The sequence below is a fragment of the Aquimarina algiphila genome (genome assembly GCF_947494415.1).
Classification (GTDB): Bacteria; Bacteroidota; Bacteroidia; order Flavobacteriales; family Flavobacteriaceae; genus Aquimarina; species Aquimarina algiphila.
On record NZ_CANLVC010000001.1, the window covers coordinates 318,367 to 332,889 of the forward strand.

The 14,523-nt window shown below is 31.0% G+C and carries 13 protein-coding genes; 1 reads left to right on the forward strand and 12 read right to left on the reverse strand.

Going from position 1 to position 14,523, the window contains the following annotated elements; all coding sequences use genetic code 11:
* Window positions 1-24: 24 nt before the first annotated feature.
* The 9 genes from PQF96_RS01310 to PQF96_RS01350 form a co-directional block, all read right to left on the reverse strand.
* Window positions 25-777: a hypothetical protein gene (locus PQF96_RS01310; RefSeq protein WP_271764833.1), complete on the reverse strand. Its 753-nt coding sequence runs from the start codon at window positions 775-777 to the stop codon at window positions 25-27.
* 169 nt (window positions 778-946) lie between these two features.
* The gene (locus PQF96_RS01315; RefSeq protein WP_109436555.1) at window positions 947-1,621 is read right to left on the reverse strand and encodes a hypothetical protein; all 675 of its coding nucleotides are present in this window, start codon (window positions 1,619-1,621) and stop codon (window positions 947-949) included.
* 76 nt (window positions 1,622-1,697) lie between these two features.
* Entirely contained in the window at window positions 1,698-2,273 is a 576-nt protein-coding gene (locus tag PQF96_RS01320; RefSeq protein WP_109436554.1) for a Crp/Fnr family transcriptional regulator, read from the reverse strand.
* A 75-nt stretch (window positions 2,274-2,348) separates the two neighbouring features.
* A complete protein-coding gene (locus tag PQF96_RS01325; protein ID WP_271764834.1) occupies window positions 2,349-3,566 on the reverse strand; it encodes a DUF418 domain-containing protein in 1,218 nt (405 codons plus the stop codon).
* A 125-nt stretch (window positions 3,567-3,691) separates the two neighbouring features.
* The gene (locus PQF96_RS01330; RefSeq protein WP_271764835.1) at window positions 3,692-4,234 is read right to left on the reverse strand and encodes a GNAT family N-acetyltransferase; all 543 of its coding nucleotides are present in this window, start codon (window positions 4,232-4,234) and stop codon (window positions 3,692-3,694) included.
* A gap of 10 nt (window positions 4,235-4,244) precedes the next feature.
* On the reverse strand, window positions 4,245-4,925 hold the full coding sequence (locus PQF96_RS01335; protein ID WP_271764836.1) for a mutarotase: 681 nt from the start codon (window positions 4,923-4,925) through the stop codon (window positions 4,245-4,247).
* Window positions 4,926-5,026: 101 nt separating this feature from the next.
* Window positions 5,027-5,971: a hypothetical protein gene (locus PQF96_RS01340; protein ID WP_271764837.1), complete on the reverse strand. Its 945-nt coding sequence runs from the start codon at window positions 5,969-5,971 to the stop codon at window positions 5,027-5,029.
* 18 nt (window positions 5,972-5,989) lie between these two features.
* On the reverse strand, window positions 5,990-6,730 hold the full coding sequence (locus tag PQF96_RS01345) for a DUF6503 family protein (RefSeq protein WP_271764838.1): 741 nt from the start codon (window positions 6,728-6,730) through the stop codon (window positions 5,990-5,992).
* A gap of 391 nt (window positions 6,731-7,121) precedes the next feature.
* Window positions 7,122-10,424 (reverse strand): chondroitinase-B domain-containing protein, encoded by a 3,303-nt coding sequence (locus PQF96_RS01350; RefSeq protein WP_271764839.1) that lies wholly within the window; start codon window positions 10,422-10,424, stop codon window positions 7,122-7,124.
* A gap of 352 nt (window positions 10,425-10,776) precedes the next feature.
* Here PQF96_RS01350 and PQF96_RS01355 point away from each other — a divergent pair, with 352 nt between their 5' ends.
* Window positions 10,777-11,139, forward strand: a complete 363-nt coding sequence (locus PQF96_RS01355) for a hypothetical protein (RefSeq protein WP_109436547.1) — start codon at window positions 10,777-10,779, stop codon at window positions 11,137-11,139.
* A gap of 9 nt (window positions 11,140-11,148) precedes the next feature.
* Here PQF96_RS01355 and PQF96_RS01360 read toward each other — a convergent pair whose 3' ends face one another.
* The 3 genes from PQF96_RS01360 to argH form a co-directional block, all read right to left on the reverse strand.
* Window positions 11,149-12,042: a hydroxypyruvate isomerase family protein gene (locus tag PQF96_RS01360; RefSeq protein WP_271764840.1), complete on the reverse strand. Its 894-nt coding sequence runs from the start codon at window positions 12,040-12,042 to the stop codon at window positions 11,149-11,151.
* A 70-nt stretch (window positions 12,043-12,112) separates the two neighbouring features.
* On the reverse strand, window positions 12,113-13,003 hold the full coding sequence (locus PQF96_RS01365) for a carbohydrate kinase family protein (RefSeq protein WP_109436545.1): 891 nt from the start codon (window positions 13,001-13,003) through the stop codon (window positions 12,113-12,115).
* A 192-nt stretch (window positions 13,004-13,195) separates the two neighbouring features.
* Window positions 13,196-14,473: an argininosuccinate lyase gene (gene argH, locus PQF96_RS01370; RefSeq protein WP_271764841.1), complete on the reverse strand. Its 1,278-nt coding sequence runs from the start codon at window positions 14,471-14,473 to the stop codon at window positions 13,196-13,198.
* Window positions 14,474-14,523 lie beyond the last annotated feature (50 nt).

Sequence of the window (14,523 nt, forward strand, 5' to 3'; positions counted from 1 at the left end):
TATTTATATTTTGTCAAGAATTATTCATTGATAATTGTTTTGTGCCCAAGTTATTGCATTTCTTATAGCGTGAACTAATCTTTGATGCACCATATCCAAATCATATTGGTAAGGCCCATCATGATTTCCTTTAGATAAATTAGTAAGGTTAGCTGAAAGGCTTTTTAATTGACCAATCATTTTTATTGGTGCATTAATTGAATCAGATTTCACTTCTGCAAGGGTGCTTATCGATTCATCAATCAAATCAATAGCACTTTGAAGATCTACTTTGGTATTTTGTGATAGTTTGATTGGTGCCCTTCCTTCAACATTTTTTCTTGACTCACCAAGTGTCTTTTCATGTTTCATGAACTTTTCTCTTGCTTCCAAAACTTTTTCAATTTCTACTCGAATTATTGGATCAAGTTTCAATTTAGGATCTTTAAGTAGATTATGCATTGATGGTACTTTTAAAATTGTACCATTCTTAATATCGTTAACATTTTCGATTTCATTATATATTGACAAAATCGAAGAATAATGTCTGTTTCCATAATATGTCCTGCATAAATACCACAAAGTTTCTCCTGATTTAAAAACATGGGTTGGTATAGTATCTTTTACTATCGGTTCATTAATAACCTCAGGTTTCTGAAGGTTCTTTTGTACATCATCAGATAGACTATCATTGACAACTTCAATTTCTTTATTTAGTTTGTCATCTTCAACAGGTTTTTCACTCTTACATGAAAAGAAGATCAGACTAACTGCAGTCAAATACATTATTTTTTTCATGCTTTTTTTATTACAGTTTTAGAAATATCTGAAAAACAAAATGATAGATCAACAATATGTTTAAAATCGATACTAAGTCAAATATAAATATTTTGTTTTATATACTGGGTAGACGAATAAAAGCTTAGCATAAACCTTCAAATCTAAAACTATACTCCCTAACCTTCTTTTATTTTCTTGAAGATAACAATTGCCTTATGCTTGCCAAATGAGAAAACAAAACAATAGGTACAATTACTGCTGGAAGCCATATAAAAGGGAAGTAAGTTACTCCTATATTTGGTTGGTCAAATGCCATCATTTGTAAAGGAGTTTGGGCACTTAACACTGCTATCGTTAGAATGTTTATGAGTAACCCTAAACAGATAAAATTCCAAATCAAAAGTCCTTTGTTACCCATCCATTTTTTTATAAAAACCAAATAATATATAATCGGAGCAGAAATCCCTGAAAGAATATCAAAATTTAACCCTTCAAATGTCATGAGATCAGGTATTAATCCTTCTACAAAAATGTAGAAAAGAATAATCTCTACCGGAATTCTTATCGTATGTAATAATGTAAGCCATTTTAAATTAAGATTATCAGAAAACCTTCTTCCTTTACGAGTAAAAAAAACGATCAGTACGAAAAAAATACCTGGTCCTAATAAAAATAGTAATCGAGGAGGAATTGCATTCGCGTTTTTATAAAACCCTGATATTCCCAGAATGCTCAGAACGACCATCCACAAAATAATTCCTATAATTATTTTTTTATTTTTGGAAGCTTTAAAAAAGCTCCATAAAGTAATTACTGTTGTTAAAACAAAACCTATTATTATAAAATTTGATATATCTGCCATTTGTTATGTATTTATAAATGTAAATTTCTGATGAAATCAATACATATTACTTGACAAAAGGCAAGAAATGGAACGATTATATTTTTTTTCTTAATCTGCTTAATGTACTATCTGTAACTCCTAGATAGGATGCAATATATTTCAGCGGAGAATATTGTAAAATTTGTGGTTTTGCAGTTAACAAATTTTGATAACGCTCTTCTGCTGTCCGATTAATCATTCCATAATTGCGTTTTTTTGAAGCCATAAATTCTTTAACTAAAATGGCACGCCCAAAATCCCTAAAGGCCGGTTTGTCATGAAAAAGAGTATTTAATTCTTCATAAGATATAGAAAAACCATAGCAGTCGGTAATTGCATGGATATTGGCTTCAGAACGTACACGATTAAAAAAAGAAGTAACTTCGAATACAATATTATCTTCCGTGAAAAAATCAGTTGTTATTTCATTCCCTTCTAAATCAAATAAAAAAGTACGCATCAATCCTTTTTCCAAATAAAAATAGTCATCATTTGTTTGATTCTCTCGAAGAAGAAACTCTCCTTTTTTCAATTTAATTGGATGAAAGGTATTAGCAATTTCCTGAGCCTCGTTCCTTGCTATAGGAACTATACTAAGTATAAATTTTATGAGTAGATCTCTGGTATTCATTTAATATATAACAATTAACGGTTTGTATATAATGTAAATAATACTACATTTTACGCTTATCGTAGAACCTGATTTTTATGTTTTATTAGATACATTATTTTTCTTTATTGGTAATAACTCTTTATAAGTTAAGCATCTCCAAATCCATTCTAATGGTCCGAATCGGTAATAATTTAACCAAACCTTACTCAATATTAGCTGAAAAACAAAAACGACAATCGCTGTAAATAAAGCTACCGAAGGACTTAACGTCTCATACAGTTTAAATCCAATCGATGAAAATAGAATTAAACCTATAAGGCTTTGCATAAGGTAATTTGTAAGAGCCATTCTACCCACATATTTTAATGGGGATAAAATAAATTTCCATTTGGTATTATACCAAAGCCAACCAATACCCCACAGATAAAACAAGCCCATTGTAATATCTGAGAATACCATTAATTTTATGAATATAGGTCTAAAGGTTGCCGTAGAATAAATTGCATAATTAGGTAATACAAATAAGAAAACAACTCTATAAGCATTGGTTAAAATTGCAATAATCAATATCGGTATTCTTATTTTTTGAATGAAAGCATCCAAAGAATCATAAATTTTGTTTTTGCCCAGATAAAGTCCCAGAAGAAACATTGAAATAGCAACTGGCGCTAAAAACCCAAATAACATAGGTATGTTTGACAGATACTCTAGTAACCTCATTTGTAGGCCTTCAAGATAAGTTCCATTTTTTATTATTTGATTGACTGTTTCTCCTGTATACTCACTCAAATAAATTTCTGGTTTAAAATTTAAAAGGTTGAATAGATATTCAAAAAGTTGGTCATAAAAGGGAAAAAATAGAAAAATTACAGATAGAATAAGAATTAATTGGTTTGACTTTTTCAACATAAGTGTGGTTAAAAGCCCTAGTAATGCATACAGATTTAACACATCCCCCGACCATAAAAATACAATATGTAAAACGCCAAAAAGAAAAAGTATAAACATTCTTCTTGCAAAAAATGAAAATGAGAGTTTATTTTTCTCCAACATTTTTAAGGCTTGCATTGAAATTCCTAATCCAAAAAGCAATGAGAAAATAGGAAAGAATTTTGTGTAAAAAAACAGTTGTAAGATTTTATTGGAAATTTGGTCGATACCTGAAGTCCATTGCTTCGCAAATTCATCTTGATTAAGAAAAGTTGAATTCATTATTACAATATTGACAACAAAAATTCCGAGAATTGCGAATCCTCGGAAAACATCTAATACATCAATTCTTTTTTTTACTTTGACGGGTTGTTCGTTCAATTTTGATAAAGTTTTGTATTGTATCTAATAGAGACATAAATCTGATTCGGTTTATTTCTACTATAATTGTTTACAATTATACGTTAAAAAAACTTCTTCAAGATATAAATCTATGTATTACAGATTCACATAAATTTTTCCTTAAAAACGGGTTTTGTCAATTTCCATCGATGTACTTTTAATTCAAAGTTCCATCCAGAAGGCTTGGATACATAACATTTTTCAAATTGGAAGCCTAGTTTTACCAAGGTTTTATTAGGAGCACTATTTAAATAATATGGTTCACTTATAAGATTTTTTATTTCTAGGTTCTTAAAAAAATAAGGTATCGATCTTTTAACCATTTGACTACCCAAACCTTTCTGTCTTCTATCCGAATTCCAAATGTGCAAATGCATATGTGCTTCTTCTCTGAATTTTATACTATTCACATAACAATGCCCATAAGGTTCCCCATCTATTAGCCCTATCATAAACAAGGCAGATTTTTGTTCGTATGGAAGGCTAATTTGTTTTTCTATATACTCACCTAGATTCGCATAGATATATAATTCTTCCCTTTTTATACCCATAGATTCTAAATGGGATGTAGAAATAGTACTCCAATACTGTACTATATGTTGAATATCTTTTTTCTCAATTTCTTTAACTGCGAATAGATTTTCCATATTTCTTAAATCAGATCTCAAATTTATATAAAACCTTAGTGTTCTTTTTAGTTTGGTACCAATCATTATATACCAGTTCGTAGGTATCAATTTCGAAAGATCCAAAATCAACATCTCTGTATTTTTGTAATACTTTAATGAATTCTTTTGGATCTGTAATTTCTGATTTAAATCGTACTATTGTAGCATGTGCTGTTCTTATTTTATATCGAGTATCTATAGAATGTTCTAAGGTTGTTTTCTTAAAATTTGACCTCAAGTTCATTCTCGTAGTGTCCAAACTATTATTTTTAGTAAACCCTTTTAACATAATACAGGAACTAGAAGCAGTAATCCCTTTAAAAGTAATGTTATCTCTTAATGTTGTTTGAAGACTATCTGTTATCTGGTCTATATATTTTGAAATATCTATAGCGTTGATATCAAACCCCTGATAGCAGGAGATTATTGACATCACCGTAACATGTATATCTGTAGACGGATAATAATATTGATTAGGATCTATATGTTTAAGTTCTTCAATAAATTCCGAAATTAATCTTTTGACCTTATTATTAGGTCGTACCAATAAAGTGATTCCTCTTCTTAAATCAGATGTTGATTCGATTAACGGATCAATATTAAATTCATTTTGATTGAACTTTGCTAAAGATTCTGACCACAAATTATCATAATGAATATTCAATTCCATTCTTATTTTTTAATACCAGATGTTAGCTAAGATATGAAGGTATAAAATTAGGTGACATATCGTTTATAATCAATATTTCCCTCTTTATGACATTTCTAATACTATAATTTTATACTTCTAATGATTATTTTTTCTAAACTATCGATTGGTTTTATCGTTTTTTCCTTTTGATTGATTCCGCTTTTAATTTGAGAATTAACAATGAAGTGATAATATCCATTTCCAATTTCTCCTGTAGTACTTGAATCAAATTCTTCTCCAGAGTCTAAAACTTCTACTTTTGTTATTTCTGAAATATCTTCATTAAAATAAAACTTAGAAACTTTAGAGCTTTGATGTCCTATAAAATAATTATCATAAATAGCCAATCCATCAATCCCTTTAGTATCAATATTAGTAGTATTGAGTAATGTGATCATCTTGTTTTGCAACTCTATTTTTAGGATTCCCTCGTTTGTAGCTACGAACAGGCAGTTAAGAGGATTGTAATAAACAATTCCGTTAGGAAACGTATACTTTTCCAGATCAATAAAGATATCTAATGTGTCTGTATTTTTATCTATTTTATAAATTTTACCATTCATTGTCTCAGTAGTGTATACATCTCCACTTGTTGCTACTGTAATATCATTAAAAAATGATCTTGTTTCCCCTTTTTCAATAGTGTATGTTTTTTTAATCTTCTGATTCACTATATCAAAGGCCATAATAGCAGTTTCCCAATTTTTAACATTAGATTGATTTACTATAGGTGCAGCTGCCATATTGATCCATAATATTTTATTAGATACGTTCATCTCCATACCTATTGGACTTAATCTTCCGAATGATTCTTGACCTATCATATCGCGAATTTTTCCTTTTGAAGTAATTCCAATTACTTTCTGCCTATAAATACTACCAATATAAATCATATTCGTTTCAGTATTAAATGCAGTACCTTCTGGTATAAGATCTTTTTCTTTTAGAATGTAATCTCTCTTATTTACATTACAACCAAACAAAAGAAACAGTATCATTAATACTATTATACAAGGATATTTCATGTGTTTATTATACATATTCTAATCCATAATTGTTTTCACAATAATATCTGAACCCAAGTAAGCATTATCAGAATATTCATGCCAATGTCTTATTCTGGGGATATTTATGTTTTTTATTTCGATATTTCCATCAAAATATAATCGTTCTCCTTTGGTAGTATCATCTGGAAAAATAATTTCTATTCCTTTAAGTTCATAATCCATTTTAGAAATAAAGACATACCAGTGTTTTGAAAATAGTTTTTCTTTTAATTTTATTTCTATTTTAAAACAATCAATTTTATTAAAGGTTTCTATACTCACCTTACCTATACTTTCTATCGTTTCAGAAGTAAGGCTCATTGGTAATCCATACATAATACTATAAAAATCTTGGTATCCTTTATTTCTTTTAGGGTTCAATCTATATTTTTCGATTAATTCTTCATCTATATCTTTTATCCCATCCAATGCTACTTGAGCATTTCCTTTGTCATCAATACTATATTCTGCAAGGTGCGTATCTCTATTTCTTATCAATTTAAACGCATTGGTGGCATTATTTATACTTACTATCGAATATCTCCCGGGGTTTGACAATCTAGGCTCCTGAATATGAATTTTTAAATCTATCGTATCCCATGAAGCATTGGGGTCATGTTTAGTAATACTTTGCTCAATTATACTTTGACCAGATAAGCTTTCCTCTTTAACTTTGCATGAAAGTAATACTATGGGTATACACAATACATAGATGATGCTTTTTGTCTTTCTGAGCATATCGAAAATTTTAAAATAGAAAAATAGAATACATAAAACTAACAAAATTCCCTCAATCATTGTTATTTCAGATATCATAAAGAAAACCTAATTAACTCATTTTTAGCAAGTGATACTTTACTTTAAATTACAATCAATTTACATTGATCAGCATTGATGTATTTATTTTTCTACAAATTCATTTTGGATAGGTTCTCCCCTTTCAATCCATTTATCATTTGTATAATAATTTAAAAATTGATTAGGTAAACCCTCTTCATTAAAAGGGCTTCAAGCGCAATTCTCTTTTTGATTGCATGTAAATGGGTTAAATACAAAAACCCCAATTGTAATTGAGGTTTTTTGTAATCTTAAACATGAATTATTATTTGTAATAGAAGAAAAGATTATATCATCTTTTCACTACCACTTTCCTAGTGATATTCGATACATTATCTCCGGTTATTTTAATAATATAGATACCTTGTTTTAGGTTACTCATTGGTATTACTTCCTTATCATTATCTACTTTGTACTCATACATGATCTGCCCGGTCAAATTAAAAATAATAACTTTATCATATCCTTTTGTAATTCCTTTTACTTGCAGCATATCTTTTACTGGCAAAGGATATAGCATTATTTCTTGGTTATTATTAAGAGTTAACACTTCACCTAAAGATCGATTAACTGCATTAGTAGCTGTTATCATAAGCTTTGGTTGGTAGGAAATAGTAGAGTTTTCTTTAGAGGCAAATTTAACATATGTCTTACTTGCATCTCCTCCATTTGATCTCACATGAATTGAGATTTGATTTAAACTATTCAAAACACCATCATTAACAAGGTCTGTAATATCATACACGCTTGGTTCTCCAACTACATATCCACCAGTTTTAGTATCTAAAAGCTTTGATATTCCTGGAGTTTGACTATATGTTACATTTGAATTAAAATCATCAGATTCATATACATGAGTTGTTAAATCTGAAGCTGTACTTCCCACTTGAACAGGAGTTAACATTAATTTTGCAGAAGTTATGTTTCCGCTAAGCGCAGAAATATCAAATTTGAATAATGCTCTTCTTTTGTAATCATCAGAATTAGGTTCTTTTACCCAAAGATCAGTACTCGTATTATAATTTACAGCATCAAAACTTCCTCCTCTTATATACGTATCTATAGTTGGAATTAAAGTAGATTCGGTTACAGTTCCTGTGCTCATTTCTTTTCCCCAGATTTCAACCTCAGTTAAACTATTCCAGTTGTTCCCTGATGAATTCCCTTTTCCAATAATTCTAACGTATCTTGCTTGCCCACTCAAGGCAAAATCTTCCAGATCATTAGAATTGCCGCTACTTGATTGATTTGATATGAGGGTTGCAAAATTGGTTCCGTCCTCTGATATAGCAATATCAAAAGTTGTAGTTCTTTGATCTCCTTTAAAAAATGCTATTTTAATTGTATTAATATCATACACAATTCCCAAATCATATGTTATTGTTTCTCCTATACCTTGGGCAGACCATCTTGTGCTTAAATCTTTATCTAAAGTTTTTTCTGGACCATTATCAGATTGAAAAGTACTTGCGTTTACACTAGAAACGTTTAATAACATATCATTACCAGTGCCTGGATTCGTTCCACTTTGTGAAACACTAATTGTTTTGGTTATTGCTCCTCCTGTGATTGTTATTATTCCTGTTCTGGTATTTGTAGTGGCATTAGCATTTACATTTACTGTAACTGTTGCGTTATTACTTCCTGATGATGGCGATGTACTTAACCAATTCTGGTTATCAGAAACTGTCCAATTGAGGTTAGAATTAATAGTAAATGTACTATTATCTATGGATGAGCCAAAAGAAATCGTAGAATTAGAAACAGTTAACTCATCTTGTTGTTGAGCCACTCCATTTTGAGTTATATTTATAGTTCTTGTTATTAATCCTCCTGATACTGTAACAACTCCTGTACGCGCTGTTGTTTCTGTATTTTCAGTTACCGTAATTTCTACTGTACCATTATTTGATCCATTATTAGGGCTAATTGATATCCAGTTTTGATTATCAGAAACTGACCAATTTACATTAGACATTATTGATAAGCTTTTACTATCCGCAACAGCCGCAAAATCGCTAATTGTGCCTACAGTAAGCGTGTTAGTTGGTGGATTGGGATCTTCACCAGCATTTGGTCCAACATCACTAGGTGTTAAAGGCTTATATCTTACAGAGGCAGTACTAAAATGATCTGCACCAGCATTACTAGTACCTGGCCTGGGTTGTCCTTCTATATCTTCATCAATATTTAAGCCCGCAATAGCACAACTAATGGTTGGTGAAGAATCTGTAGATCTCCATACAGTACCGTCAAAGGTTAAACCTGGGTTTATTTCATTAACCTGATCAGCGGCAAATGTTGATCCATCACTAGTAAGATTTGCACTACCTGTTGGATACATAATATTATTAAAGAACTTTACTTCTCCTCCCTGGTCATTACCATTGATATAACTAATCATACTATTTGTTGATCCAGTCACAATATTATTGGCAATAGTAATATCTTTTAACTTTACATTATAAGGGTTTCTTCCTGGTTTATCATAACCAATCTCAATACCATATGTATTATTTACGAGAGTGTTGTATGCGATAGTGACACGCTCTGCTCTAAAATGTTTAGTAAGATTTGTACTGTTTCCATCTATCGCATCCCCTTGGGTTAATGCAATTGGAGCATTCCAAATAGTTCCTTTTAACCCTTCCATATAGTTATTTACAATAACATGATCGGTACCATATATACGTATTCCTCCAGTATGTATTGTGGATGATTCAAAAGTTCCATTAGGTTTATTATCTCCAAAGAAATAATTCCCTTCTGCTCTGTTTCTATTACCATGTCTAAATGATAATGTTCCATAACTTTTTCTAAAAGTATTATGTCTAATAATGTTATCACATGATTTTACAGACACTATTTCTGGGTCTCCATCACAATCTTCGAATAAATTGTGTTCTACAATAGTAAATCCGCTAGATTTTGACATTTGACTCCAACCAATACGTATAGATTCTTGTTCATTTTTAGCTCTTGGTGAATTGTTCTTAAAATAATTATGATCTATTCTATCATACTGGGATTGTCTAGAATCACTTTCATCCTGATTACTCGTCCCATCTATAGTAATATAATGTCCGGGAGTTGTCTTATTTTGAAAAATATTATGATCTATCCTATTATGGTGGCTTGTATGTTGAAAAGTATAGTCATTATAAATACCACCAATAAAAACCCATTTTATAGGTACAGTAGTTTTTAATTCGAAAACATTTCTCGTTATTCGAATATTATTAGATCCTTCGAGTTTTACAAGCGTATTTTCGCCTTCACAATCAAAAACAAACCCTTCTAAAACAATATGTTCACACCGTTTTAAAGAAAAAACCGATTCTTTGGTAAATGTTACTCCACCGACCGTTTCGGCTTTGATAATAATTGGATTTCCCGGAGTTCCTTTTGCATCAGAAAAACGCGCTTCGAAGTCTCTATATGTTCCATTCGGAATTATAAAAACTGAACCCGCAGAAGCAGAATTAACCAGGTCTCTAAGTTCTTTATCATCACTTACAGTAGTTTGTGCATAAGTACTCAGATAACAACATGTACATAAAAAAAGTAATAGTTTGGAATACGTAAAAGTTTTCATTTTGAAGATTGAATTTGTGTAAAATCAGTTAAAATTAAATTGGTTGACCAATTTAATTCTTATAAAGATAAAACATTATATCAACTAGAAAGGCAAAATGTTAAAAAAATAAACAATTTCTAAAACAAACAGCCATATATTGAATAATTGATATTAATCTATTTTTATTTACTTCATAATACTATTCGATTTATTGATCCTGTATCACTTACATAAACTGGGTTTTATATCCGAAAAAGCAATCAAACAATCTATATACTTATGATAACAAAGAAAATTATGACCTTGATTCGTTTGTGATAAATCATAATTTTTTATTAGATTTCAACTCCAAAATAAGAAACTAGCCTCCATGAGTAATAATAGACAATCTACCAAATATGCTATTTATGCAGTTGCTGTTTTATCGGCTGCTCTAATTAACGGGTTCATTTTAAAATATGTAAAGAGACATATTGATCAACAAGGGTATCTTCTTGTTCTGATAGACATGTTAGTTGTCGTACTAATTTTTGCGCCGGCTTTTGCTTTGGTAACGAGTTATGCAAAAAAATTGTCAAAAGTGTATTTAAAAACTTCCAAAAAACTATCGAGTAGAAATAATGGAATGTTGCTTGGCTTTATTGTCGCCATAATTATTCTATTTATTCTTTATGCTAACCTTAGGCATAACATCAATGTTATTAATGACTTAAAAGCATTAATTTCAGGATAATATATTCTTTTAGACATCACAAATCATAATTCCTTCTTGTAGAGCACTTAATTTATCATCATAAGTCGGGATAAATTCCTGAGCTACATACCCTTTAAAACCAGTGGTTAATGCAGCTTGCATTATGGCTGGGTAATTAAGTTCCTGACTCCTATTAATCTCATGGCGGCCAGGTACTCCACCCGTATGATAATGCGCAATATATTCAGTATACTTTCTTATCGTTGCAATAATATCGCCCTCCATAATTTGCATATGATAGATATCGTAGAGTAATTTAAAATTAGATGACCCTATTTTATCAACTAAAGCAACTCCCCATGGAGTCAAATCACATTGATAATCTTTATGGTCCACTTTGCTATTCAGCAATTCCATAATAAGGGTAACATTATTTTTTTCGGCATGTTTAACTAACACATCCAAACCTTTAGCACACTGTTCCCAACCCTCTTCATCAGAAATACCATTTCGATTACCAGAGAAAACGATAACTTGTTTTATACCTGCATTAGAAGCTTCTGAAATTAGGGTAAGATATTGTTTTTGTAGTGCTTCATGATTTTTAGGGTCATTAAAGCCGTCTGTTATACTTGCAAATGTATCAGTTGCCAGAGAACATTCTAATCCAGCCTCTCTTACTATTTTCCATTCATCCGGCTTTAATAAATCAATTGCCTTAAGCCCCATTTCCTTTCCTTTTCTTGCAAATTCCTGTAAAGGAATATCTTGGTAACACCACCTGCATGCCGAATGATTTATGTTTCCTTTTAAATCTTCTTGAATGTTAGTTTTTTGGTCTTCTACACAATTTGCAACTATTGATCCGCTTAACCCTATAGCCCCAATACTTAGTGATATATTTTTAACTGCTTGTCTACGATTGATTTTATCTCTTGCCATGACTAAAAGAATGATGATATGATCTTATTAAAGATAATAATTTATAATAATAAATATTCTGATTATTGATTTAATACTTTACTTGGCTTCTAACAAAATTTCTGATTTCACTGGTGCTAAAAACAGGATTAGCTCCTTCTCTCGCTGCTACCATAGCACCTACAGCACATGCATTATCAATCGCCACCTGAGGGGTTTCTTGCTGAAGTAGTCCCGAAATTAAAGTAGCCAAAAAAGAATCCCCGGCACCTACAGTATCTACAACTTTTATTTTATATCCTTCATTATGGTAAAATGTGCCTTTATACCATAATATTGCTCCTTTTCCTCCTTTGGTTATACAAATTTGATCTGTATCACAATGTTTTGCAACAGCTTTGATTTTATTTTCAATAAATTTCTCCTCGATTTTGAATATCGTACAAATTTCATCCAATTCCTCATCATTGAGTTTTATGAAATCCGTATTTTTCATTAATTCCAATAACAATTCAGCATCATAATGCGGAGGTCTGAGATTAACATCCAAAATCTTAAATTTAGCTTTGTCTAGAGCTCTTAGCAATGTAGCTCTTGATGTTTCATTTCTACTTGCTAAACTACCAAAAATAATAGCATCAGATTGCGCTACTACTTGTATAACCTCTTCTGTATATTCAATAAAGTCCCAAGCCACAGGGTGGTTAATGTTATAAGTAGCTGTGTTTTCTTCATCCAGAGTTACTTCAACCTCTCCTGTTTTATATTGATGATCAATCTGAAATGTATCTAATGGTAATTGTCTTTCTGCAACATACTTCATGATGTCCTTACCCAAATCATCATCTCCAACTCTTGAAACAACGCAGGAATCTATACCCATAGATTTTAATCGTAAGGCTACATTAAGAGGAGCTCCTCCTATTTTTTTATGCTTTGGAAAAATATCCCAAAGTACTTCTCCAAAACAAGTGATTTTCATTAGATATTGGTTTTAATTTATATATCTGCCTGCTCTTTTTAATATACTTATTATGAAATTTTGGATAATTAATACGACTGATTATACACAATGTATTATTTGTGTATATTGAAAACAACCCTCAGTGGTTAACAACTCCTCTGAGGGTCTAGGCCGAAGCGATAAAATTAAACTAACTCAACTTACACTCAATTAAACTTGCTTCAGCTTCTCTTCAATTTTATTCAGACACAGGTTATTAATACTACCTATGTGACTATGTTTTGTATTCTTTTCTGGTTTATAATCTCCATTTTCGATATCTAAACCGATTTTCACATATGCGTCTCTAAATGACATTCCCTGCATTACCAATTCATTTAATGTATCTACACTAAAAAGGTAGTCATATTTATTATCATTAAGAATATTTTTATTTAAAGTAACATTTTTTAATGCATATATCGCCATTTCTAAAGAAGCTTTTAAATCCTGGATAGCAGGCACAACTCCTTCTTTAAGTAACTGTAAATCGCGGTGATATCCGCTAGGTAAATTGTTTGTCAATAGACTTAACTCATATGGTAATGCTTGAATTTTATTGCATTTCCCTCTAATCAATTCGAAAACATCAGGATTCTTTTTATGAGGCATAATACTAGATCCTGTAGTAAATTCTGAAGGTATACTCATAAAATCAAAATTCTGACTCATATACAAACATACATCCATTGCCAACTTTGATAAAGTTCCTGCAACACTGCTCATTGCAAAAGCAGTTGATTTCTCTGATTTACCTCTACTCATTTGAGCAGCTACTACATTATACTTTAATGTTTCGAATTCTAGTTCTTTGGTTGTAAACTCTCTATCTATAGGAAATGAGCTACCATATCCTGCCGCACTACCCAGCGGGTTTTGATCGACCACTTTGAGAGCAGCGTTCACAAAATGAAGATCATCTATAAAACTTTCTGCATATGCAGAAAACCATAACCCAAAAGAAGATGGCATTGCGACCTGTAAATGTGTGTATCCTGGTAAAAGAACATCCTTATATTTTTCTGCTGTGGTTAGCAGGTTAGACGATAATTCTTTGACTTGTGATTTAATTTGTAGCAATTCATCCTTTAAATACAAATGCATTGCTACCAAAACCTGGTCATTACGTGATCTTGCCGTATGGATTCGTTTACCAGCATCTCCTATTCTTTTGGTTAGTTCAAACTCTATCTTAGAATGAACATCCTCAAACTGATCTTCTATTAGAAACACACCCTCTTCTATCTCCTTTGCAAGTACATCTAACTCTTTCTCTATCCCAGCAATATCATCATCAGAGAGTAAACCTATTTTATGCAACATTTTGGCGTGTACCAATGTAGCTCTTACATCATATTTGGCGATTACCAAATCTAGTTGTCTATCGTTACCTACGGTAAACATATCTATTTTCTGGTCTGTTGGTAATCCTTTATCCCAAAGCTTCATAACCTTATTATAATTTTTATTCCTTAATGCATTTCCAATACATATTGAAG